The sequence below is a fragment of the Halalkalibacter urbisdiaboli genome, assembly GCF_002156385.1.
Lineage (GTDB): Bacteria > Bacillota > Bacilli > Bacillales > Bacillaceae_D > Halalkalibacter_A > Halalkalibacter_A urbisdiaboli.
Map to the genome: position 1 here is coordinate 37,540 of NZ_MVJM01000008.1, position 22,187 is coordinate 59,726.

The 22,187-nt window shown below is 39.7% G+C and carries 38 protein-coding genes and 1 rRNA gene; 37 read left to right on the top strand and 2 right to left on the bottom strand.

The annotated features are described in order from the left end of the window. Positions 1-10 precede the first annotated feature (10 nt). From rplV to B1R93_RS22155, 34 genes are all read left to right on the top strand, one after another. Positions 11-352, top strand: coding sequence for a 50S ribosomal protein L22 (gene rplV, locus B1R93_RS21990; RefSeq protein ID WP_035345222.1), 342 nt, complete (start codon positions 11-13; stop codon positions 350-352). Positions 353-355: 3 nt separating this feature from the next. After that, positions 356-1,015, top strand: a complete 660-nt coding sequence (gene rpsC, locus B1R93_RS21995) for a 30S ribosomal protein S3 (protein ID WP_088106050.1) — start codon at positions 356-358, stop codon at positions 1,013-1,015. A gap of 2 nt (positions 1,016-1,017) precedes the next feature. Next, positions 1,018-1,452, top strand: coding sequence for a 50S ribosomal protein L16 (gene rplP / locus B1R93_RS22000; protein ID WP_088106051.1), 435 nt, complete (start codon positions 1,018-1,020; stop codon positions 1,450-1,452). Further along, complete coding sequence (gene rpmC, locus B1R93_RS22005) at positions 1,442-1,645, top strand: 50S ribosomal protein L29 (protein ID WP_003322618.1); 204 nt, start codon at positions 1,442-1,444, stop codon at positions 1,643-1,645. The genes rplP and rpmC overlap by 11 nt, the downstream gene beginning before the upstream one ends. A gap of 16 nt (positions 1,646-1,661) precedes the next feature. Next, on the top strand, positions 1,662-1,922 hold the full coding sequence (rpsQ, locus tag B1R93_RS22010; protein WP_088106052.1) for a 30S ribosomal protein S17: 261 nt from the start codon (positions 1,662-1,664) through the stop codon (positions 1,920-1,922). Positions 1,923-1,956: 34 nt separating this feature from the next. Further along, the gene (rplN, locus tag B1R93_RS22015) at positions 1,957-2,325 is read left to right on the top strand and encodes a 50S ribosomal protein L14 (protein WP_088106053.1); all 369 of its coding nucleotides are present in this window, start codon (positions 1,957-1,959) and stop codon (positions 2,323-2,325) included. Between the two features lie 48 nt (positions 2,326-2,373). Next, positions 2,374-2,685: a 50S ribosomal protein L24 gene (gene rplX / locus B1R93_RS22020; RefSeq protein WP_088106082.1), complete on the top strand. Its 312-nt coding sequence runs from the start codon at positions 2,374-2,376 to the stop codon at positions 2,683-2,685. Positions 2,686-2,711: 26 nt separating this feature from the next. Next, positions 2,712-3,251, top strand: coding sequence for a 50S ribosomal protein L5 (gene rplE / locus B1R93_RS22025; RefSeq protein WP_088106054.1), 540 nt, complete (start codon positions 2,712-2,714; stop codon positions 3,249-3,251). Positions 3,252-3,283: 32 nt separating this feature from the next. Then, positions 3,284-3,469 carry a type Z 30S ribosomal protein S14 gene (locus B1R93_RS22030; RefSeq protein ID WP_066159591.1) on the top strand — a complete coding sequence of 62 codons (186 nt, stop codon included), beginning with the start codon at positions 3,284-3,286 and terminating at the stop codon, positions 3,467-3,469. Between the two features lie 29 nt (positions 3,470-3,498). Beyond that, positions 3,499-3,897, top strand: coding sequence for a 30S ribosomal protein S8 (rpsH, locus tag B1R93_RS22035; RefSeq protein WP_088106055.1), 399 nt, complete (start codon positions 3,499-3,501; stop codon positions 3,895-3,897). Between the two features lie 33 nt (positions 3,898-3,930). Next, a complete protein-coding gene (rplF, locus tag B1R93_RS22040) occupies positions 3,931-4,467 on the top strand; it encodes a 50S ribosomal protein L6 (RefSeq protein ID WP_088106056.1) in 537 nt (178 codons plus the stop codon). A 30-nt stretch (positions 4,468-4,497) separates the two neighbouring features. Further along, entirely contained in the window at positions 4,498-4,860 is a 363-nt protein-coding gene (rplR, locus tag B1R93_RS22045) for a 50S ribosomal protein L18 (protein WP_088106057.1), read from the top strand. Between the two features lie 21 nt (positions 4,861-4,881). Next, a complete protein-coding gene (gene rpsE / locus B1R93_RS22050) occupies positions 4,882-5,382 on the top strand; it encodes a 30S ribosomal protein S5 (RefSeq protein WP_088106058.1) in 501 nt (166 codons plus the stop codon). Between the two features lie 13 nt (positions 5,383-5,395). Further along, on the top strand, positions 5,396-5,584 hold the full coding sequence (rpmD, locus tag B1R93_RS22055; RefSeq protein ID WP_088106059.1) for a 50S ribosomal protein L30: 189 nt from the start codon (positions 5,396-5,398) through the stop codon (positions 5,582-5,584). Between the two features lie 31 nt (positions 5,585-5,615). Next, positions 5,616-6,056, top strand: coding sequence for a 50S ribosomal protein L15 (gene rplO / locus B1R93_RS22060; protein ID WP_088106060.1), 441 nt, complete (start codon positions 5,616-5,618; stop codon positions 6,054-6,056). Continuing rightward, positions 6,056-7,348, top strand: a complete 1,293-nt coding sequence (gene secY, locus B1R93_RS22065; protein ID WP_088106061.1) for a preprotein translocase subunit SecY — start codon at positions 6,056-6,058, stop codon at positions 7,346-7,348. The genes rplO and secY overlap by 1 nt, the downstream gene beginning before the upstream one ends. A gap of 73 nt (positions 7,349-7,421) precedes the next feature. Next, positions 7,422-8,075 (top strand): adenylate kinase, encoded by a 654-nt coding sequence (locus B1R93_RS22070; RefSeq protein ID WP_088106062.1) that lies wholly within the window; start codon positions 7,422-7,424, stop codon positions 8,073-8,075. Further along, the gene (gene map / locus B1R93_RS22075) at positions 8,072-8,818 is read left to right on the top strand and encodes a type I methionyl aminopeptidase (RefSeq protein WP_088106063.1); all 747 of its coding nucleotides are present in this window, start codon (positions 8,072-8,074) and stop codon (positions 8,816-8,818) included. Before B1R93_RS22070 ends, map begins: the two co-directional genes overlap by 4 nt. Before the next feature lie 18 nt (positions 8,819-8,836). Beyond that, positions 8,837-9,142 carry a KOW domain-containing RNA-binding protein gene (locus B1R93_RS22080; protein ID WP_088106064.1) on the top strand — a complete coding sequence of 102 codons (306 nt, stop codon included), beginning with the start codon at positions 8,837-8,839 and terminating at the stop codon, positions 9,140-9,142. A gap of 4 nt (positions 9,143-9,146) precedes the next feature. Continuing rightward, positions 9,147-9,365, top strand: coding sequence for a translation initiation factor IF-1 (gene infA / locus B1R93_RS22085; protein ID WP_010896341.1), 219 nt, complete (start codon positions 9,147-9,149; stop codon positions 9,363-9,365). A 100-nt stretch (positions 9,366-9,465) separates the two neighbouring features. Beyond that, positions 9,466-9,579, top strand: coding sequence for a 50S ribosomal protein L36 (gene rpmJ / locus B1R93_RS22090; protein WP_003322638.1), 114 nt, complete (start codon positions 9,466-9,468; stop codon positions 9,577-9,579). Positions 9,580-9,601: 22 nt separating this feature from the next. After that, complete coding sequence (rpsM, locus tag B1R93_RS22095; protein ID WP_088106065.1) at positions 9,602-9,967, top strand: 30S ribosomal protein S13; 366 nt, start codon at positions 9,602-9,604, stop codon at positions 9,965-9,967. Between the two features lie 20 nt (positions 9,968-9,987). Next, a complete protein-coding gene (gene rpsK / locus B1R93_RS22100) occupies positions 9,988-10,380 on the top strand; it encodes a 30S ribosomal protein S11 (RefSeq protein ID WP_012957161.1) in 393 nt (130 codons plus the stop codon). Positions 10,381-10,550: 170 nt separating this feature from the next. Then, positions 10,551-11,495 (top strand): DNA-directed RNA polymerase subunit alpha, encoded by a 945-nt coding sequence (locus B1R93_RS22105; protein ID WP_088106066.1) that lies wholly within the window; start codon positions 10,551-10,553, stop codon positions 11,493-11,495. Between the two features lie 124 nt (positions 11,496-11,619). Further along, a complete protein-coding gene (rplQ, locus tag B1R93_RS22110; protein ID WP_088106067.1) occupies positions 11,620-11,982 on the top strand; it encodes a 50S ribosomal protein L17 in 363 nt (120 codons plus the stop codon). A 127-nt stretch (positions 11,983-12,109) separates the two neighbouring features. After that, positions 12,110-12,937 (top strand): energy-coupling factor transporter ATPase, encoded by an 828-nt coding sequence (locus B1R93_RS22115; protein ID WP_088106068.1) that lies wholly within the window; start codon positions 12,110-12,112, stop codon positions 12,935-12,937. After that, positions 12,913-13,782 carry an energy-coupling factor ABC transporter ATP-binding protein gene (locus B1R93_RS22120; protein WP_088106069.1) on the top strand — a complete coding sequence of 290 codons (870 nt, stop codon included), beginning with the start codon at positions 12,913-12,915 and terminating at the stop codon, positions 13,780-13,782. The genes B1R93_RS22115 and B1R93_RS22120 overlap by 25 nt, the downstream gene beginning before the upstream one ends. After that, a complete protein-coding gene (locus B1R93_RS22125; RefSeq protein ID WP_088106070.1) occupies positions 13,782-14,579 on the top strand; it encodes an energy-coupling factor transporter transmembrane component T family protein in 798 nt (265 codons plus the stop codon). Before B1R93_RS22120 ends, B1R93_RS22125 begins: the two co-directional genes overlap by 1 nt. A 20-nt stretch (positions 14,580-14,599) precedes the next feature. Then, positions 14,600-15,361 carry a tRNA pseudouridine(38-40) synthase TruA gene (truA, locus tag B1R93_RS22130; RefSeq protein ID WP_088106071.1) on the top strand — a complete coding sequence of 254 codons (762 nt, stop codon included), beginning with the start codon at positions 14,600-14,602 and terminating at the stop codon, positions 15,359-15,361. Positions 15,362-15,888: 527 nt separating this feature from the next. Next, positions 15,889-16,326, top strand: coding sequence for a 50S ribosomal protein L13 (gene rplM, locus B1R93_RS22135; protein WP_088106072.1), 438 nt, complete (start codon positions 15,889-15,891; stop codon positions 16,324-16,326). A 20-nt stretch (positions 16,327-16,346) separates the two neighbouring features. Next, positions 16,347-16,739, top strand: a complete 393-nt coding sequence (gene rpsI, locus B1R93_RS22140; RefSeq protein ID WP_088106073.1) for a 30S ribosomal protein S9 — start codon at positions 16,347-16,349, stop codon at positions 16,737-16,739. A gap of 176 nt (positions 16,740-16,915) precedes the next feature. Further along, the gene (locus B1R93_RS22145; RefSeq protein WP_088106074.1) at positions 16,916-17,353 is read left to right on the top strand and encodes a YbaK family protein; all 438 of its coding nucleotides are present in this window, start codon (positions 16,916-16,918) and stop codon (positions 17,351-17,353) included. A gap of 82 nt (positions 17,354-17,435) precedes the next feature. Then, positions 17,436-18,152 (top strand): N-acetylmuramoyl-L-alanine amidase CwlD, encoded by a 717-nt coding sequence (gene cwlD / locus B1R93_RS22150; protein ID WP_088106075.1) that lies wholly within the window; start codon positions 17,436-17,438, stop codon positions 18,150-18,152. A 76-nt stretch (positions 18,153-18,228) separates the two neighbouring features. Then, the gene (locus B1R93_RS22155; RefSeq protein ID WP_088106076.1) at positions 18,229-19,284 is read left to right on the top strand and encodes an Mrp/NBP35 family ATP-binding protein; all 1,056 of its coding nucleotides are present in this window, start codon (positions 18,229-18,231) and stop codon (positions 19,282-19,284) included. A 45-nt stretch (positions 19,285-19,329) separates the two neighbouring features. Here B1R93_RS22155 and gerD read toward each other — a convergent pair whose 3' ends face one another. After that, the gene (gene gerD / locus B1R93_RS22160; protein ID WP_088106077.1) at positions 19,330-19,935 is read right to left on the bottom strand and encodes a spore germination lipoprotein GerD; all 606 of its coding nucleotides are present in this window, start codon (positions 19,933-19,935) and stop codon (positions 19,330-19,332) included. Between the two features lie 144 nt (positions 19,936-20,079). Between gerD and B1R93_RS22165 the strand changes: the two genes are divergently transcribed. Beyond that, the gene (locus B1R93_RS22165; RefSeq protein WP_088106078.1) at positions 20,080-20,667 is read left to right on the top strand and encodes a KinB-signaling pathway activation protein; all 588 of its coding nucleotides are present in this window, start codon (positions 20,080-20,082) and stop codon (positions 20,665-20,667) included. A gap of 31 nt (positions 20,668-20,698) precedes the next feature. Here the strand turns inward: B1R93_RS22165 and pdaB are convergent, their stop codons facing one another. Continuing rightward, positions 20,699-21,460 (bottom strand): polysaccharide deacetylase family sporulation protein PdaB, encoded by a 762-nt coding sequence (gene pdaB / locus B1R93_RS22170; protein ID WP_088106079.1) that lies wholly within the window; start codon positions 21,458-21,460, stop codon positions 20,699-20,701. A gap of 165 nt (positions 21,461-21,625) precedes the next feature. On the opposite strand from pdaB, the gene B1R93_RS22175 reads away from it, so the two are divergent. Beyond that, entirely contained in the window at positions 21,626-21,853 is a 228-nt protein-coding gene (locus B1R93_RS22175) for a hypothetical protein (RefSeq protein WP_088106080.1), read from the top strand. A 271-nt stretch (positions 21,854-22,124) separates the two neighbouring features. Further along, positions 22,125-22,187 (top strand): 16S ribosomal RNA (locus tag B1R93_RS22180); the annotation flags it as partial.

Sequence of the window (22,187 nt, forward strand, 5' to 3'; positions counted from 1 at the left end):
GGTCTAGGCTATGCAAGCTAAAGCTGTAGCAAAACAAGTTCGTATTGCTCCTCGTAAAGTGCGTTTAGTTGTTGACTTAATTCGCGGAAAGCAAGTTGGTGAGGCGATTGCAATTCTTCGCCATACACCAAAAGCTGCTTCTCCTGTTGTAGAAAAGCTTTTAAATTCTGCAATTGCGAATGCAGAGCACAACTATGAAATGGAGCCAAACAATCTTGTAATTAGTGAAGCGTTTGTTGATGAAGGTGTTACTTTGAAACGTTTCCGTCCACGTGCGATGGGTCGTGCAAGTCGTATTAACAAGCGTACTAGTCATATTACATTAGTTGTAACAGAAAAGAAGGAGGGATAACGCGTGGGTCAAAAAGTCAATCCGATAGGACTTCGTGTTGGAGTCATTCGTGACTGGGAATCTAAATGGTTCGCAGAAAAAGATTATGCAGATTTACTTCATGAAGACATTAAGATTCGTGAATACATTGAAAAGCGTTTAAAAGATGCTTCTTTATCTAAAGTTGAAATTGAACGTGCTGCTAACCGCGTAAACATTACAATTTCTACTGCTAAGCCTGGTATGGTGATCGGAAAAGGTGGTTCTGAAGTTGAAGCTTTACGTAAAGCACTTAATGAACTAACTGGTAAACGAGTTCACATCAATATTTTTGAAGTGAAGCAAGCAGATTTAGATGCAAAATTAGTAGCTGAAAATATTGCTCGTCAATTAGAAAATCGTATTTCGTTCCGTCGTGCAATGAAGCAAGCAATCCAACGTACAATGCGTGCAGGTGCAAAGGGTATTAAAACTCAAGTATCTGGTCGTCTTGGCGGTGCGGATATCGCACGTGCTGAACACTACAGCGAAGGAACTGTTCCACTTCACACTCTTCGTGCTGATATCGATTATGGTACAGCAGAAGCTGATACGACTTACGGTAAATTAGGGGTTAAAATCTGGATTTATCGTGGTGAAGTCCTTCCAACGAAAGGAACGAAGAAAGAGGAAGGAGGCAACTAATCATGTTATTACCAAAGCGTGTGAAATATCGTCGTGAACATCGCGGTAATATGCGTGGTCGTGCAAAGGGCGGTACTGAAGTACATTTCGGTGAATTCGGTTTACAAGCTTTAGAAGCTTCTTGGATTACAAACCGTCAAATCGAATCTGCTCGTATTGCAATGACACGTTATATGAAGCGTGGTGGTAAAGTTTGGATTAAAATCTTCCCTTCTAAGCCTTACACTGCTAAGCCACTTGAAGTTCGAATGGGTTCTGGTAAAGGTGCTCCTGAAGGATGGGTTGCAGTAGTTAAGCCTGGAAAGGTTATGTTTGAAATTGCTGGTGTTTCTGAAGAAGTTGCTCGTGAAGCGTTACGTCTTGCTTCTCATAAATTACCGGTTAAATGTAAGTTTGTAAAACGCGAAGAAGTGGGTGGTGACGCAAATGAAAGCTAATGATATTCGTAACTTAACCACTGCTGAAATTGAGCAAAAAACGAAATCACTTAAAGAAGAGTTATTTAACCTTCGCTTTCAACTAGCGACTGGTCAATTGGATAATCCAGCCCGTATTCGTGAAGTTCGTAAAGCAATTGCTCGTGCAAAGACAGTTTTGCGTGAACGTGAGCTTGGAATTAACAACGGCTAAAAAGGAGGTTTGCTAAATGGAACGCAACCAACGTAAGGTTTACACAGGGCGCGTCGTTTCAGACAAGATGGATAAGACGATTACTGTTCTTGTTGAAACTTACAAAAAAGATCGTTTATACGGTAAGCGTGTAAAGTATTCTAAAAAGTTTAAAGCCCATGATGAGGAAAACAGCGCGAAAATTGGCGATGTTGTTAAAATCATGGAAACTCGTCCGCTTTCAAAAGATAAACGTTTCCGCTTAGTTGAAATCGTAGAAGAAGCGGTAATTATTTAATAGAAGTTCTCTAGTTGAAGGGAGGTAAGATCGCATGATTCAACAAGAATCCCGTTTAAAAGTAGCTGATAACTCTGGTGCTCGTGAAGTTTTATGTATTAAAGTACTAGGTGGTTCAGGTCGTAAAACTGCTAACATTGGTGATGTAATTGTTTGCTCGGTGAAACAAGCAACACCAGGTGGCGTTGTCAAGAAAGGTGAAGTTGTTAAGGCGGTTATCGTTCGCTCTAAGAGTGGCGTACGTCGTAACGATGGTTCTTATATTAAATTTGACGAGAATGCTGCGGTTATCGTTCGTGATGATAAGAGTCCACGTGGAACGCGTATTTTCGGACCGGTAGCACGTGAACTTCGTGACAACCAATTCATGAAGATTGTGTCTCTTGCTCCAGAAGTTCTTTAATAGAAGATTACGGAAAGGCCCTGTCAAGGAGGTGCGAACATGGCGAAAATGCATGTCAAAAAAGGTGATACTGTAAAGGTCATCTCTGGTAAAGACAAAGGGAAGCAAGGTGTGATTCTTGAGGCATATCCAAAAAAGAGTCGCGTTCTTGTTGAAGGTGTTAATGTAGTGAAGAAGCACGCGAAACCTTCTCAAGATAATCCACAAGGTGGAATCTTGAACCAAGAAGCGCCAATTCATTCTTCAAACGTTATGCCAATTGACCCTAAGTCAGGTGAACCTACTCGTGTAGGTTATAAAGTGGAAAACGATAATAAAGTACGTATTGCAAAGAAGTCTGGCGAAACTTTAGATAAGTAGTCAGAGTGTGAAAGGAGGTCAATCGTATGAACCGATTAAAGGAGAAGTATTCAAAAGAGATCGTTCCTTCTCTAGTTGAGAAGTTTAATTACTCATCTGTAATGGCTGTACCTAAATTAGAAAAAATCGTTGTGAATATGGGTGTTGGTGATGCTGTTTCTAACGCAAAAGCTTTAGATAAAGCTGTTGAAGAATTAACCGAAATCACTGGTCAAAAGCCTCTAATTACAAAAGCGAAAAAGTCTATTGCTGGATTTAAGCTACGTGAAGGTATGCCAATTGGAGCTAAAGTAACATTACGTGGTGAGCGTATGTATGAGTTTCTTGATAAATTAGTTACTATTTCATTACCACGTGTACGTGACTTCCGCGGTATCTCAAAAAAGGCTTTTGATGGTCGTGGAAATTACACACTTGGTGTTAAAGAGCAATTAATTTTCCCGGAAATTGATTACGATAAAGTTGACAAAGTTCGTGGAATGGATGTTGTTATTGTTACAACTGCTAACACTGACGAAGAAGCTCGTGAACTATTAACTCAAATGGGAATGCCATTTCAAAAATAATTTAAAAGTCGTATCGAAGAGGAGGGAAAACGTTGGCGAAGAAATCAATGATTGCAAAGCAAAAACGCACACAGAAGTATAAAGTACAAGAATATACACGCTGTGAACGTTGCGGTCGTCCTCATTCAGTATTACGTAAGTTTAAACTTTGCAGAATTTGCTTCAGAGAACTTGCTTACAAAGGGCAAATTCCTGGTGTGAAAAAAGCTAGTTGGTAAGCCTAAGAACGGGAAGGAGGTAAATACACATGGTCATGACTGATCCAATTGCAGATATGCTGACTCGTATTCGTAATGCGAACACAGTTCGTCACGAGAAGTTAGAATTGCCTGCTTCAAAGGTAAAGAAGGAGATCGCTGATATTCTTAAGCGTGAAGGCTTTATCCGTGACTACGAATATATTGAAGATAATAAGCAAGGTGTTATCCGCATCTTCTTAAAATATGGAGTATCAAATGAAAGAGTAATTACTGGTCTTAAGCGTATTAGTAAACCTGGTCTTCGTGTGTACGCGAAAGCAGGCGAGCTTCCACGCGTACTTGGTGGACTTGGAATTGCGCTTGTGTCAACGTCTAAAGGCGTTATGACAGACAAGGATGCACGTCAACAACAAATCGGTGGCGAAGTATTAGCTTACGTTTGGTAATACAATCCTTGAAATGAATGGAGGTGTACTAGAATGTCTCGTATTGGTAAAAAGCCTGTTGAGGTTCCAAGTGGTGTTACAATTACACTTGACGGAACACTATTAACGGTTAAAGGTCCTAAAGGTGAATTAAAGCGTGAACTTCACCCTGACATGAAGATTAACATTGCAGAAAATGAAGTAGTGGTAGAACGCCCTACTGATAATAAAGAGCACCGTGCTCTTCACGGAACGACTCGAAGCTTAATCAACAATATGGTTGAAGGCGTAACGAAAGGTTTCGAACGTGGCCTTGAACTTATTGGGGTAGGTTATCGTGCAACGAAGTCCGGACAAAAGCTTGTACTTAATGTAGGATACTCTCATCCAGTTGAAATCGAGCCTGAGCAAGGAATCGAAATCGATGTCCCTTCTAACACAAAAGTTGTTGTTAAAGGAATCGATAAAGAGCGCGTAGGTGCAGTTGCGTCTAATATTCGTTCAGTACGTTTACCTGAGCCTTACAAAGGTAAAGGGATTCGTTACGAAGGTGAATATGTACGTCGTAAAGAAGGTAAGACTGGTAAATAATCATTAACTTACGGAAAGGAATGACGTTCAATGATTACGAAGCCTAACAAAAATTTGGCACGTAAAAAAAGACACGCTCATGTTCGTCGTGCGATTACAGGAACTCCTGAACGTCCGCGTCTAAACGTTTTCCGTTCATCAAAACACATTTACGCACAGCTTATCGATGACGTAAATGGTGTAACTCTTGCTTCAGCATCTTCGTTGGATAAAGAGATTTCAGTTGAGAACGGTGGAAATAAAGATGCGGCGAAACAAGTTGGAGAACTTGTTGCAAAGCGTGCGATTGAAAATGGACACAAAGTCGTTGTATTCGACCGTGGTGGATACGTGTATCACGGACGTGTAGCAACATTAGCAGACGCAGCGCGTGAAGCGGGTCTGCAATTCTAAAGAACAAAGGAGGGAAAACGAATGCGTCGTATTGACCCTAATACGTTGGAACTTGAAGAAAAAGTAGTAGCAGTCAATCGTGTAGCAAAGGTTGTTAAGGGTGGTCGTCGTTTCCGCTTTGCTGCATTGGTTGTTGTTGGCGATAAGAACGGTCATGTTGGGTTCGGTATGGGTAAAGCTCAGGAAGTTCCTGAAGCTATCCGTAAAGCAGTGGAAGATGCAAAGAAAAACCTCATTGAAGTACCAGTTGTAGGTACTACAATTCCACATGAAATCCTTGGTCACTTTGGTGCAGGTCGAGTTTTATTAAAACCAGCTTCAGAAGGTACAGGGGTTATCGCAGGTGGACCTGTTCGTGCAGTACTAGATCTTGCAGGTGTAGGCGATATTCTTTCAAAATCATTAGGTTCTAATAACCCTATTAATATGGTTCGTGCAACAATGCAAGGACTTAAAGGGTTAAAGAAGGCTGAAGAAGTAGCAAAATTACGCGGTAAAACAGTGGAAGAACTGTTAGGATAAGGAGGGAAAGTAAATGGCTAAGAAATTAGAAATTACCCTCACTCGTAGTCTTATCGGACGTCCGGAAGACCAACGCGTTACAGTAAATACACTTGGATTACGTAAGATGCATCAATCAGTTGTTCAAGAAGATAACGCAGCGATTCGCGGTATGGTAAACAAGGTCTCTCACCTGTTAACAGTTAAAGAAATCGAAGCTTAATCGCTAAATTTATACATGAGGAGGTGTCAACATGAAACTTCATGAGTTGAAGCCTGCAGAAGGTTCACGAAAAGTACGTAATCGTGTAGGTCGTGGTATCGGTTCTGGTAATGGTAAGACTGCTGGTAAGGGACACAAAGGTCAAAATGCACGTTCTGGCGGAGGTGTTCGCCCAGGTTTTGAAGGTGGTCAAAATCCATTGTACCGTCGTTTACCTAAACGTGGTTTCACAAACCCGACTCGTAAGGAGTATTCAATCATTAACCTTGATACACTTAACCGTTTTGACGGTGGTGTTGAGGTGACTCCAGAACTTCTTATTGAAACAGGTGTTGTGAAGAACGTAAAGGACGGAATTAAGGTTTTAGGTAACGGCAAGCTTGAAAAGAACGTTACTGTTAAAGCACATAAGTTTTCAGCTTCAGCTGTCGAAGCAATCGAAGCTGCTGGCGGAAAAACTGAGGTGATTTAATGTTCCGGACGATCTCCAACATAATTCGAGTGGGTGACTTACGCCAAAAGGTTGTTTTCACCCTACTCATGCTCATTGTTTTTCGTCTTGGTAGTTTTATTCCTGTACCTGGTGCAAATAGTGAAGCCTTGAATTTTATGGACCAAGCTAATGCGTTTGGTTTCCTAAATACATTCGGTGGTGGAGCTCTAGGAAACTTTTCCATTTTTGCAATGGGTATCATGCCGTACATTACTGCATCGATTGTCGTTCAATTATTACAGATGGATGTAGTTCCTAAATTTACGGAATGGGCAAAACAGGGAGAAGCCGGTCGTCGAAAGTTAGCACAGATTACTCGATATGGAACGATCGTTTTAGGATTCATTCAAGCACTTGGGATGTCAATTGGGTTTAATACGCTCTTTCCAGGGTTAATTCCTTATCCAAGTATCCCAACTTATTTATTTATTGCTCTTGTTCTTACAGCGGGAACGGCATTTCTTATGTGGCTTGGTGAACAAATTACTGCTAAAGGTGTAGGGAACGGTATTTCGATAATCATTTTTGGTGGGATTGCTGCAGGGATTCCAAATGGAATTAATCAAATCTACGCAACTCAAATTGAAGGTGCGGGTGAGCAGTTATTCCTTAGTATCGTAACAGTTCTTTTACTTGTGCTAGCTATTTTAGCTATCATTGTTGGAGTGATTTTTGTTCAACAGGCACTACGAAAGATTCCTGTTCAGTATGCCAAGCGTTTAGTTGGTCGTAGTCCAGTTGGTGGACAGTCAACACATTTACCGTTAAAAGTAAATGCAGCAGGGGTTATTCCGGTAATTTTTGCATTGTCTTTGTTTATTTTCCCACCTACGGTTGCCGGGTTCTTTGGAACAGATAATGCAATTGCTGCTTGGGTAACGAGAGTGTTTGATTATACTCATCCTATTGGTATGGCAGTCTATGCAGCGTTAATTATTGGTTTTACGTACTTCTACACATTTATTCAAGTAAACCCGGAACAAATGGCTGAAAACCTCAAAAAGCAAGGTGGCTATGTCCCAGGCATTCGTCCCGGAAAAACAACACAAGTATACTTAACGCGTATTTTATACCGTTTAACGTTTGTAGGGGCTCTATTTTTAGCTGTTGTCGCTATTATACCAGTGTTCTTTACGAGATTTATGGATTTACCACCTGCTATTCAGATTGGTGGTACTGGATTATTAATCGTAGTTGGTGTAGCATTAGACACGATGAAGCAAATCGAGAGTCAGTTAATCAAGCGTTCTTATAAAGGGTTTATTAAGTAACTAGGGTTCAGGGAAGGCATTGGCTTCTTCCCTTCGCCTATGTTGTTAAGACGGTTCGATGGAGGGATACGAAATGAACTTGATTTTGATGGGGTTACCTGGTGCTGGTAAAGGTACTCAGGCAGAGCGTATTGTTGAGAAATATGAGATTCCTCATATCTCAACAGGGGATATGTTTCGTGCTGCAATTAAGGGCGAAACTGAGCTTGGATTAAAAGCTAAATCATTTATGGATGCAGGTGAGCTTGTACCTGATGAAGTAACGATTGGGATAGTACGTGAACGACTTAGTCAAAGTGATTGCGAGAACGGATTTTTATTAGATGGTTTTCCGAGAACTGTGGCTCAGGCAGAAGCATTAGAAGAGATGCTATCATCTATGGGACGTTCGCTAGATTATGTTCTTAACATTGATGTACCTGAGGAGCTTCTAATGGAGCGTTTAACAGGACGATGGGTTTCACCATCATCAGGTAAGACTTATCATACGCTTTTCAACCCGCCAACAGTGGCAGGTAAATGTGATGTGGATGGTAGTGAGCTTATTCAACGTGATGACGATAAGCCAGAGACTGTTAAAAAGCGTTTAGAAGTGAACCAAAAGCAGGCTCAGCCACTAATTGATTTCTATTCAGAAAAAGGTTATTTAAAGAATATAAATGGTAATCAAGAAATTTCGAAAGTGTTTGAAGATCTAGACGAACTTTTGAAAGGACTTAATGCATGATTATATGTAAGACAAAGCGTGAAATTGAAATCATGCGAGAAGCTGGAAAAATTGTTGCTTTAACGCATCAAGCTTTAAAAGACTATATTCAGCCAGGTATTACGACGTTAGAATTGGATGAGATTGCTGAAAAGTTGATTCGTTCACACGGTGCAACACCCTCGTTCAAAGGCTATAATGGATTTACAGGTAGCATCTGCGCTTCCGTTAATGAAGAATTGGTGCACGGTATTCCTGGAAAGCGCGTATTAAAGGATGGAGACATCATTAGTGTAGACATCGGTGCATATTATAATGGGTATCACGGTGATTCTGCTTGGACTTATGCGGTCGGAACGATCACAAAGGAAGACCAAAAGCTTCTGGATGTAACAGAAACGTCTTTGTATAAAGGGTTGGAGAAGGCGGTACCAGGTGAGAGGTTATCTGATATTTCTCATGCTATTCAATCTTATGCAGAGCCACTTGGTTTTTCAATTGTACGTGAGTATGTTGGGCATGGAGTTGGTCAAAACTTACATGAAGACCCACAGATCCCTCACTACGGTCCTCCAGGGAAAGGTCCTCGTTTAAAGCCGGGAATGGTATTAGCCATTGAACCGATGATCAATGCTGGTGCTCGTTATGTACGTACATTATCTGATGACTGGACTGTTGTGACAGTTGATGGTAAGAAATGTGCACATTTTGAACATACAATTGCTATTACGGATACGGGCTATGAAATCTTAACAAAAGTTTAGATGTAGGTGATGGAAAAGATGAAAGACTCTGAACCGAGTCCCTCGGTCGGTCAAATTGTAAAAATTACAAAAGGTCGAGATCGTGACCAGTTTAGTGTTATTATAAAACTTGATAATCACCGGTTTGTCTTTATTGCAGATGGCGACAAACGTAAAGTTGATCGTCCAAAAAGGAAGAACATTAGCCATCTAAAACTTATGGATTACATTTCCGAAGAAGTTTGCAATAGCTTTAATGAAACAGGACGTGTCACAAATGGGAAGCTGCGGTATGCATTAAGCAACTTTCTCGAACAGGAATTATTGTTACAGGAAGGAGAGTAAATTCATGGCCAAAGAGGATGTTATTGAAGTAGAAGGAACGGTAATTGAGCCGCTTCCAAACGCTATGTTTCGTGTTGAGTTAGAAAACGGTCATAAGATTCTAGCACATGTCTCTGGTAAGATTCGTATGCACTTTATTCGTATTCTTCCTGGAGATAAAGTAACGGTAGAACTTTCACCTTATGATTTAACTCGTGGGCGAATCACATATCGATACAAATAATATTGTTGCGAGAGCGACTAGCAAAACGTAATAGTTTTGCTTTTATCTGATTGAACGATCATAATTAGATGCACTCCGTACCATAAGGAGGTAAAAGAAAATGAAGGTAAGACCATCTGTCAAACCTATTTGTGAAAAGTGTAAGGTTATCCGTCGTAAAGGGACGGTTATGGTTATTTGTGAAAACCCAAAACATAAACAAAAACAAGGCTAATATTTAAGGAGGTGCTGATTATATGGCACGTATTGCAGGTGTCGATATTCCTCGTGATAAGCGAGTGGTTATTTCACTTACTTACATCTATGGAATCGGTAAGGCTAAAGCAGCTGAAGTTTTAGCAAAAGCTGGTGTTTCTGAAAATACACGTGTTCGTGACTTAACAGAAGAAGAATTAGGTCGTATTCGTGAAGCGATCGAAGCTCATCCAGTAGAAGGTGACCTTCGTCGTGAAATTTCACTTAATATTAAACGTCTAATTGAAATTGGTTCATACCGTGGTATCCGCCATCGTCGTGGTTTACCAGTTCGCGGTCAAAATTCTAAAAACAATGCTCGTACACGTAAAGGTCCTCGTCGTACAGTAGCGAATAAGAAAAAATAGTAAAGGAGGTTGAATAAGTAATGGCTAAGAAAACGAATACTCGTCCAAAGCGTCGTCAACGTAAAAATGTTGAGGCGGGTGTAGCTCACATTCGCTCAACTTTCAATAACACAATCGTGACGATTACCGATACACACGGTAATGCTATTTCCTGGGCAAGTGCAGGTGCATTAGGTTTTAAAGGTTCTCGTAAGTCTACTCCATTTGCTGCTCAAATGGCTGCTGAAACAGCTGCTAAAACTGCAATGGAGCATGGCATGAAGACAATCGAAGTTTCCGTTAAAGGCCCTGGTGCTGGTCGTGAAGCAGCGATTCGCTCATTACAAGCTGTTGGATTAGAAGTTAATATGATTAAAGATGTTACTCCTGTTCCACATAACGGCTGCCGTCCGCCAAAACGTCGTAGAGTGTAACGGAATCAATCATTGTATAGATTTCCTGAAAGTGTCAATACTGGATTAGGTGAATAAAAAATCCTATTGACAAAAAAGGTGAAACGGTTGGGAACTGCCTAATGGGGATTTCCGGTTAGGCTTTCCTGGCAGTCTACCGGAGTTCGACGTTTTGAAGGAGGGTTTGTTTAATGATTGAAATCGAAAAGCCAAATATTGAAACGGTTGAAATTAGTGAAGACGCAAAATACGGGAAGTTTGTCGTTGAACCACTTGAACGTGGCTACGGAACGACACTAGGGAACTCCTTACGTCGTATTCTTCTGTCCTCTTTACCAGGGGCTGCGGTTACTTCTGTTCAAATTGATGGTGTTTTACATGAGTTTTCAACGATCGAAGGTGTTGTTGAAGATGTAACAACAGTCATTTTGAATTTAAAGAAACTTGCACTTAAGATTTATTCTGATGAAGAGAAGACACTTGAAATCGATGTTCAAGGCGAAGGTGTTGTTACTGCTGGTGATTTAACACATGATAGTGATATTGAAGTGTTAAATCCGGATTTGCATATTGCAACTCTAGCAAAGGGCGCTAATCTTCGGATGCGTCTTGTAGCAAAGCGTGGTCGTGGTTATGTTCTTGCTGAAGGAAATAAGAATGATGAGCAGCCGATTGGCGTTCTTCCTATTGACTCTATCTATACACCGGTCTCACGTGTGAATTATCAAGTAGAAAATACACGCGTCGGTCAGGTTACCAACTATGACAAACTAACCCTTGATGTATGGACTGATGGAAGTATTCGCCCAGAGGAAGCAGTTTCTTTAGGTGCGAAAATTTTAACTGAGCATTTAAATATTTTTGTAGGTTTAACGGATCAAGCGCAAAATGCTGAAATCATGGTCGAAAAAGAAGAAGATCAGAAAGAGAAAGTCCTTGAAATGACGATTGAAGAACTAGATCTCTCTGTTCGTTCTTATAACTGCTTAAAGCGTGCTGGTATAAATACGGTTCAAGAGCTTACGCAAAAGTCAGAAGAAGACATGATGAAGGTTCGAAACCTTGGACGTAAATCGTTAGAGGAAGTTCAGGAGAAACTGGGAGAGCTTGGTTTAGGTCTTCGTAAGGAAGATTAACGGACAGGTCTCAATAGACTCTTTGATTCCTTTCAATCACAATATAATTTTGATTGATTCTATTAAGTAAAATGCTCTGTACATTTATTTGTTTCAGAGAAAGCTACAAAGGAGGGAAACGAACATGGCATACGCTAAATTAGGTCGTGATAGTTCTGCTCGTAAAGCACTTTTCCGTGACTTAGCAACAGATCTTATCATCAATGAACGCATTGAAACAACTGAAGCGAAGGCGAAAGAGTTACGCTCAATCGTTGAGAAAATGATTACGCTTGGTAAGCGTGGAGACTTACATGCTCGTCGTCAAGCTGCAGCTTTCATTCGTAGAGAAGTAGCAGACGCTGAGAGTGGTCAAGATGCTATCCAAAAGCTTTTCTCGGATATCGCACCTCGTTATGAAGAGCGTCAAGGTGGTTATACACGTATTTTAAAAGTTGGTCCTCGTCGTGGAGACGGTGCACCAATGGCAATTATTGAGCTTGTATAACTGATTCTCTTTTTTGAGTCAATATATGAGACGACTAAGGGCAGTACAGGATCTGAGCATGAGCGCTCTGACTCTGGGGCCCTTTTTTGTTATATAAAGAGTGCATCTTATTAAGGGTGTGAAGGTAATGATTGAACTTGAGGACGTTGTTTTTCGTTATGATGGAGCAAAAATCAATGCGATACATAACGTAAGCTTAACGATTGAAAGTAACGAGTGGGTTGCAATTCTCGGCCAGAATGGCTCCGGGAAATCTACTCTTGGAAGGTTGATAAATGGTTTATTCATTCCAACGAGTGGGTCTGTTAAGGTCGATGGGTACGAAACAATCCAGGAATCTTCTTTATGGGAAGTTCGTAGACGTGTTGGAATGGTCTTTCAAAATCCAGAGCATCAGTTTGTAGCTACTACTGTGCGAGATGATCTTGCCTTCGGTTTAGAAAATCGTGGTATTGAACGCGCAGAAATGGTCGCGCGGATAGAAAAATATTCAAAGCAAATTGGCATTGAACATTTATTAGACAAGGAACCTCATCGTTTATCTGGCGGACAAAAACAGCGTGTTGCGATTGCAGGGATTATTGCACTAGAACCTGAGTTTGTTATTTTTGATGAGGCTACATCTATGCTCGATCCAATTGGTAGACAAGAAGTACTACAGACGATGAAGGAGCTTCATAATCATGGTGTTTCAATAGTATCGATTACACATGATATGCAAGAGGCAATTTATGCGAATCGGGTAATCGTTTTAAAAGATGGACAGGTCCTAAAGGATGGTTCACCTAGACAGGTATTTCAATCACATGATTGGATTAAAGAGGCTGGGTTGTCTGTACCTTTTTCTTTAACATTACAGCAAGAATTGGCGAAGCAGGGAGTTATGCTTAAACAGCAATGTTTAACGAATGAGGAGCTGGTGAATGCCTTATGGATATCCAATTTAACGAAGTAGTACATCGTTATATGCCAGGAACCCCTTTTGAGAAATTAGCGTTAGATGGTATTTCTTTAAAAATTCCATCAGGGTCGTTTACCGCAATTATTGGGCATACAGGTTCTGGGAAATCGACATTTATTCAGCATTTAAACGGTTTACTTAAACCTTCTTCAGGAACTGTCCAGATTGGTTCATTCACTCTTACAGCAGGAAAAAATAAATTTAACTTAAAAGAGTTGAGAAAAAAGGTCGGTTTAGTCTTTCAGTACCCAGAACACCAGTTATTCGAAGAGACGGTAGCAAAAGATATTTGCTTTGGTCCGATAAACTTTGGTTTGTCTGAGGAGCGTGCTTTAAATCGAGCTAGAAAATTACTACCTCAAGTTGGGCTATCGGAGGACCTTTTAGAAGTGTCACCCTTTCAGTTAAGCGGCGGACAAATGAGAAGAGTGGCTATTGCAGGTGTATTAGCTTCTAGACCTGAAATTCTTGTATTAGACGAGCCAACTGCTGGTCTTGACCCTGAAGGACGTAAACAAATTATGGAGCTTTTTACAAACTATCACCGTGAACATGAGACGACAACGATATTAGTTACTCATCAAATGGAAGATGCTGCTCGTTTTGCAGATCATATAATCGTGTTAAATGAAGGAAAAGTTGAAATGGAAGGTAGCCGAGAGCAAGTTTTTCAACATACTACACGTCTAACTGAAATTGGTCTAGATTTACCTGATACGGTTCGCTTTTTAAATGAGTTTAAAAATAGATTTCAGCTTAAGGAAGTGCCGCTCATTTTTGATATGAAGGAACTCGCTGCTTATATGGCGGCTCATGTCCAGAAAGGACGTGGTCTCTAGTGCTGCAAAATGTCATCATCGGACAGTATATTCCTGTGGAGTCAATGCTACATCGTCTTGATCCACGTTCTAAATTAGTTTCCGCGTTTTTGCTTGTATTTGTTATCTTTCTAGCAAATAATTGGTATGCAAATGGACTTATTATTGTTTTTGCTATGATCATGCTAGCATTATCTCGAGTACCTATTTCGTTCATCTATCGTGGAATTAAGCCGATTCTCTGGCTTATTTTATTTACGCTTATCCTTCATGTTTTTTTGACAAAGGAAGGTGAGGTATGGTATTCCCTAGGCTTTATTACTATTTATGAGGGCGGAGTTACAAAAGGACTGTTTACATCGATTCGATTACTAACCCTTGTTGTTCTAACGTCACTTGTTACTTTAACAACAAGCCCGATTGTATTAACGGACGGACTAGAATCACTTTTAACTCCCCTTAAAAAAATTGGTGTGCCTGCTCATGAACTAGCTTTAATGATTTCGATTGCCTTACGCTTCATCCCAACTTTTCTTCAGGAGACGGAGAAGATTATGAAAGCGCAAATGGCTAGAGGGGTTGATTTTACTTCAGGTCCGCTTACGGAGCGTGTAAAAGCCTTGTTACCATTACTAGTTCCTCTTTTTGTCAATGCTTTTAAGCGGGCTGAGGAGTTAGCATTAGCAATGGAAGCTCGTGGGTACCGAGGAGGGGAAGGGCGTACTAAATTACGTGTTCTCTGCTGGTCGTTACGTGATTCAGTCGCGTTAACGCTTTGCATTATATTAGGTCTCATAATCTGGTTATTAAGAGCTTAAGAGCTTTATAGGAGGGTATGATGACAAGAATAGCTTGCAAGGTTGCCTATGATGGAACTGGGTTTTCTGGTTATCAAGTTCAGCCTGGAAAACGTACGGTTCAAGCAGAATTGGAAAGATGTCTCCAAGTGATTCATAAAGGAGAATCTATTAAAGTCTTTGCTTCTGGAAGAACGGATGCAGCAGTACATGCTAAAGGTCAAGTGATTCACTTTGATAGTTCGTTATCAATACCTGAAAAACAGTGGCCCAAGGCGATTAATGCTTGTTTACCACCTGATATTCGAGTAATGGAAGCTGTATTTGTCGATGATGAATTCCATGCGCGCTTTTCCGTTAAACAGAAGGAATATCGCTATCGAGTGAGTCATACAAAAGCTGCGGATGTTTTTACTAGAAATTTTAGCTATCATCACCCCTTTAATCTTAATATTGATGCAATGAGAGATGGAGCATTCTATTTAGTTGGGACCTATGACTTTAGTTCATTTTGCGCGGCTAAAACAGAGGTACAGGACAAAGTAAGAACATTATTTAAGCTAGAGATTGAGGAAAACGATGAGGAATTAGTTTTTATACTAGTCGGCAACGGCTTTTTATATAACATGGTTCGAATCATTGTCGGGACTTTGCTAGAGATTGGGGCTGGTAAACGAAGTCCGATCGAGATGATGGCTATACGTGATGGGCAAAACCGAGATTTAGCTGGAAAAACAGTACCAGGCCATGGCTTATATTTGTGGGATGTAAAGTATGATTATCCAGTTTTTAAGTCAGTGTAAGGCTATTTAAGGAACCCGTGTAATGCTTTTGGTTTAACAAGGGTGAAAGCGCGTGTCCAAGGGAAGTAAGAAAAGCTAAGCCCCCGCCGGAGAATGGTCTCTAATCTAGGTAGGCAAAGTGAAGAGGAGAGAGTGACGAAGGAAGAAAATAGGTAGTGAAGTCCCTATCCCCTTGTTAAAAGAGAGGAAGAAAAGGCAAGCTTTTCTTGAATGAATCGTTTAACAAGGGTGAAAGAGCATGGCCAAGGGAAGTAAGAAAAGCTAAGACCCCGCCGGAGAATGATCTCTAATCGTGGGTAGATAAGTGAAGAGAAGAGAGTTACAAAGTTATAAATCTGGCGGGGCCAAGCTTTTCTAAAACAACTAATCCTAGTGTAACATTTTGTTGACATTGGTTTTTGAATATTATATGATGTTAGATGGTAATTCCAAAAACCCACTAGCCCCGGGTTCCGGAATGTTACAATAGACTATGGTTTAAGTTATGTAAAATTTGAAAGTGATCGTTTTCTTTAGGAGGGAAAATCATGCGTACAACATATATGGCAAAGCCAAACGAAGTTGAGCGTAAGTGGTATGTAGTAGACGCTGAAGGCCAAACTCTTGGTCGTTTAGCATCTGAAGTAGCTTCAATTCTTCGTGGTAAGAACAAGCCAACTTTTACGCCTCACGTTGATACAGGTGATCATGTAATCATCATTAACGCAGAGAAGATTGAGTTGACTGGAAACAAGTTAAAAAACAAGATTTACTATCGTCACACAAATCACCCAGGTGGTTTGAAAAAGACAACAGCTGGAGATATGCGTGCTAACAAGCCTGAGCGTATGCTTGAGCTAGCAATTAAAGGTATGCTTCCAAAGAACACTCTTGGACGCGCACAAGGTATGAAGCTACATGTATATGCAGGTAGCGAACACAAACATCAAGCTCAAAAACCAGAAGTTTATCAACTTCGCGGTTAATTGAATAGGAGGGTATTATTTTGGCACAAGTACAATACTATGGTACAGGTCGTCGTAAGCACTCTGTTGCTCGTGTACGTTTATTGCCAGGCGACGGTCGTATCGTGATTAATGGTCGCGATATGGATGAATATTTTGGTCTTGAAACTTTAAAGCTTATCGTTAAGCAACCACTTGTGGAAACAGGCGTTGAAGGTCAATACGATGTTCACGTTAATGTTGATGGTGGTGGATACACAGGACAAGCGGGAGCTATCCGTCACGGTGTAGCACGTGCTCTACTTCAAGTAGACCCTGATAACCGTCCAGCACTTAAAACAGCTGGTTTCTTAACTCGTGATGCACGTATGAAAGAACGTAAGAAATACGGTCTTAAAGCAGCACGTCGTGCACCTCAGTTCTCAAAACGTTAATATATCTTTTCAACCTCTTTGGTCTTATGCCCAAAGAGGTTTTTTGTATGTTTACCTTTATTTTATGACTTGTTTGAGTACATTATGAATTGGTGAATTTCGTCAACAATTCCACTGCATGTGTTTCCACTCTTGACCTCATACTAAAAGAAAAAACGAAAGGAGTGACGAAATATATGGCAGTTATTACAACGTTTTTCGATAAACGCCGTGAGAAGCAATGGAAATTTGAACGGAAGGTCCTTCGCCGCGTATCTTTAAAAAAAATGAAGGGAAATGTTCGTGACCATTTTCGACAAGTCATTCCTTTTCATTTTCTAACACATCCATTTTTAATTGACCCGTGTATGGACCTTGCGATAGATGCTTATTTACTTGGAGCTGAGTATGGGCGCTTTGGTTATTTAGGTGAAACAGAGGACGAAGTTAAGGAACGATGTAATGTTGAATTAAATGATTTGTCTCATTCATTATTTGATTTCCTTCAAACCTGGTTAATGAATGAGGATTACTTATTAGACTCTTTAAAAATAACAACCGATGTATTTATAAATGAGTGGTGGGAAAAAGGATTTCGGGAAGCGGAGAAGCTTTTACGTTTAAAGCTGCATTAACGTTAACATTAAAAAAATAGCCTCATAAAATTCCCCTTGTCCCAATATATATATAGTGGAAGCGGACGAGGAGGGACAAGTGATGATAAAGTGGTTAAAAGGTGGGGCTTTTGCTCTGGGGGTCGTGAGCTTATTATTTATTATTCAATATCAATTTATTAGTAGTGATTCATGGTCAGCTTGGCAGCTCCCCTTGTCAGGAAAAGTAATTGTTATTGATCCTGGTCATGGGGGAATAGACGGAGGAGCGGTTTCTAAAAGTGGTACTCTTGAAAAGGACGTAACATTAGAAATTAGTAAACAGCTTCGTGACTATTTACAGGAATCAGGTGCATTGGTTCTAATGACGAGGGAAGAAGATCGTGATTTGGCCCATGATGATACGAAAAAGATAAGAACACGTAAGATGGAGGATTTAAAAAGAAGGGTCGAAATTGTGAATGAATCGGATGCAGATATGTTTGTTAGCCTTCATTTAAATGCGATTCCATCACCGAAGTGGAGTGGAGCACAAACGTTTTATAATCGAGCCATTCCTGAAAATCAGGTATTAGCTAAATTTGTTCAAGACGAGGTTAAACGAAATCTTGAAAATACAAACCGATATGCAAAACCAATCGACAATGTATTTTTACTAAAAAGTGCTGAAATTCCTGGTGTCCTCATTGAAGCTGGATTTTTATCGAATCCAACTGAAGCTGAGTTATTAGATACGGAAGAATACCAACAAAAGGTTGCGGCTTCCATTTACCAAGGAATCCTTCGTTTCTATACGAACGAAGAAGAACCTGAGATGTAATCCTTCCGTTAGTATTCGGTTTGTCTTATCGTATATGCTATACTAAGCATATATTGAAATAAGGATGGTGTCAGCGTTGGTAACGGAGGAGTCGGTAAGAGAAGCTTTAAAGCGTGTTAAAGACCGTGACTTAAATAAAAATCTTGTTGAAACTGGTGGCATTAGAGAATTAAAAGTGAAGGATCATAATGTCAGCTTAAAAATAGCTCTAGCTAAAATTGGAACACCGGAACAGCTAGAGCTACAACAAGAGATTGTAAATGTATTAAAGAGCGAAGGTGCCGCATCTGTGGGACTTCGTTTTGAACAGCTTAGTGATGAAGAGATTCGCAATCTTGGTGGATTAAATGAGGATGAATTTACAGGCCCTGCCTTGCTGAATCCAAATGGACCTACTACATTTATTGCAGTCACGAGTGGAAAGGGTGGCGTTGGAAAGTCAACAGTATCGGTGAATTTAGCAACAACACTCGTCCGTCTCGGCAAACGAGTAGGTATTATTGATGCTGATATTTATGGGTTTAGTGTACCGGATATGATGGGAATTGAAGATCGCCCAGCTGTTAAAGGTAATAAAATTTATCCTGTTGAACGTTTCGGAGTTAAGGTTATTTCCATGGGCTTTTTTGTAGAAGACAACGCACCAGTTATTTGGCGTGGTCCGATGTTAGGAAAAATGCTTAATCAGTTTTTTACTGATGTAGAGTGGGGAGAACTAGATTACTTAGTTTTAGATTTACCTCCAGGCACAGGAGATGTTGCCCTTGATTTACATACAATGTTACCACATTCAAAAGAAGTTTTAGTTACCACGCCTCATGCAACAGCAGCCTTTGTTGCGGCTCGGGCTGGTACGATGGCTATTAAGACGCATCATGAGATATTAGGTGTCGTTGAAAATATGGCCTATTTTGAAAGCAAGATAACTGGAGAAAAGGAATATGTGTTTGGCCAAGGAGGCGGGGAACGCCTAGCTGAAGAGCTTAAAACAGAATTACTAGGTCATATTCCTCTTGGCCAACCTGATATAGATATGGAAAACTTTGCGCCATCGATTTATGAAAAGGACCACCCTATTGGTCAAATTTACGTAAAGATGGCAGAAAGAATTATACAAAAAATTGAAAAGTAATGAAAAAGAAGCCTTCGATAAGGCTTCTTTTTTCACTAGTGACAGCTATGAAGAACCACCGCCGCCACCTTCTTCTTTTGAACCACCACCGCTATCCTGTTTTTCCATTTGCTTTTCAGCAACTTTTGTCATTATTTCATTTAACTTTGCTTGGAAAAGAGGACTTTCAAACGATTCAGCCATGATAGTCATAACTTGCTGACGATATTCTTTCGATTTCATTAAGTCTAATACGGCACTTTCCATTTCAGGGTCTTTTAAAACAGTAATCATCATCCCTTGATACTCAGGGTCTTTCATTAATCCTTTTAAAATCTTTTCGTTTTCTTTTTGCATACTTTCAGCAAAGGTTTTTGCGAACTCAGGGTCCTGCATGGTTTCCTGCCAGAATTTTTGAGCTTCCTCTGATGTTAGCGTATTTTGAATCGTTTTCTTAACAAATGCACTATCCATAACCAGAACCTGTTTTACTTCTTCATCTTTCATTATTTCCTGAATTGCTTTCTTTCCTTCGTCTGTCTTCAACATATCGACCATCATTTTTTTCGTGCTTTCGTAATCAGGTGTTGAGCCGCCTTGATTTTCGGCTGCTGCGCAGCTCGAGACGATAAATAATAAACAGAAGACGAGCAGGATTCGAAATAACTGCATGTTTTAACTGCCCCTTTCAACCATTTTGTCATTAATTTGAGATATTTCTTGATAAAATATACATGAGCGTATTGTTGCGACTAGCATTTTTTATTTGTCATTGATACAATCATGAAAGCGAATGAATGATGGAGGAACAGATCTTTGAATAGCAGAAAAGTTGTTTATCTATTCTTTACTACATTGCTAATTGGTAGTGTCAGCGGAGCCATTGTCGGTTTTATTCTTGATTACTCAATTTATATGGAAGAAGATTTCTTGAATTTAGTTTTTGGGCTCATTTGGCTATTAGGAATTAGTGCAGCCTTCAGTTTAATTAGTCAGATGGGGTTTTTCGCCTATTTAACGGTTCACCGTTTTGGTCTTGGATTATTTAAGTCAGTGAATTTATGGAATCGAATCCAAGTCATTATTGTCGCCTTTGTTATTTTTGACTTAATCTATTTCCGTTATGTATCATTTGCGACAGAAGATCAATCTATTCTTCATTACATGATCATACCAGCCCTTTTGTTAGTGTACGGAATTTTCATTGCATATTTAAAGGCTAAGGACACAAACAAAGCAGCGTTTGTTCCGACATTATTTTTTATTGTAGTCGTGACAACGCTTGAATGGGTTCCTGCTTTAACTGTAAATGATCCCAAATGGTTATGGATGTATCTAACCCCTCTTCTAGTTGCAAATACGTGGCAGGTATTAACGTTACACCGATTAACAAGGGAAAAGTAAAGAAGGTCGAGCATATCGCTCGACCTTCTTTTTATTTTATTTCTTCACTTTCTGCATTTGTACTAGCCATAAGCTCATCCACGGTTGCAAATTCAAATCCTTTATCACGAAGTTGATCTACTATGACTGGTAAAGCTTTATGGGTTTGCTTAACTGAATCAGAAGCGTGAAACAATAGTACGTCTCCTGGTGAAGTTTCAGGTACAACATTTTTAACAATCGCATCCACGCCAGGATTTTCATAATCACGTGAGTTAACACTCCAATGGACAATGCTAAAGTTTTGAGCATCAGCTATTTTTAAAATACGTTTATCGAAGTCCCCATTTGGTGGGCGAAGTAAGGTTGGTTTTTGTCCAGATATATCATTTATAAGTTGTTGGCTTATACGTAAATCTTTTCTAACTTTTTCATCATCCCAGTTTGTATAGCTTTTATATTGGTAACCATGACTCCCAATTGTATAGCCTCTTTCTTTGATTTCTTTAAGTAGCTCAGGATAGGTTTCAGCCCAAGAAGCGGACACGAAGAATGTCGCATTCTCTACTTTCTTCTGTTCAAGTACATCTAGAATCGGACCAATTCGATTTTCTCCCCAGCTTAAATTAAAGGTTAAAGCAATTCGATTTTCTTCGTTTTCAGCTTTGTAAAATGCTTGTGGTCCTTCCGGTGTTGAAAAAACCATGAGTTGTGAGCGCTCAATATAGAGCATACTCGCAGCAAATAAAGCTGCAATAACAATTATAGATAATTGCTTAATGTTTTTTGCGTGAAACACCCATATAAACTTCATGTTTTGCTCCTCCTCGTCCATCTTTATCATAAATTTATGCAAACAAGGACAAGATATGAATAAAAACCACAAGAAAAGAAAACAATTTAAAAGAGCTATCGAAGAAGAATAATACTAAAAAATATATTCATGTTGTTAGTCTCAAAAGTCGAGGTGTTGTCACTAGTGTTAGGATTTATGTTAAATCAAAAAGAAGTTCAAGAAATTGAAAATATGTTAAAGCGAGAAATGGAAGAATTACTTTTAGATCTATCTGATCCAAGAATAGATGAAGTAGTGAAACGTGCAATGGAAGAAAAATATCAAGTTATCTACGGTATATCAAAACGAATTGTTTCTCCAAAGGATAGAATAAAGTATATGTTACATAAGAAGAGTCGAAATTCTCAATAACAGGGAAAAGGTTTAAGAAATCGGTTGACTTCGAAAGTTGGACATGCTATATTTATAAGCACCGCAAGAAAACATATTCTACAATAAAAACTTTTTCAGGAAAGTTGTTGACTTGCTGTGCTTGATTGTGTTATATTATAAAAGTCGCCATTGAGCGATGGACAAGTTCTTTGAAAACTGAACAAAAGCCAAGCGAAAAAGAGATTGTTTTATTTCGATAAAATCAGATCTCGTCAATTTATTATTTATTCGAGCTAATCAGCTCACCATTTTTATGGAGAGTTTGATCCTGGCTCAGGACGAACGCTGGCGGCGTGCCTAATACATGCAAGTC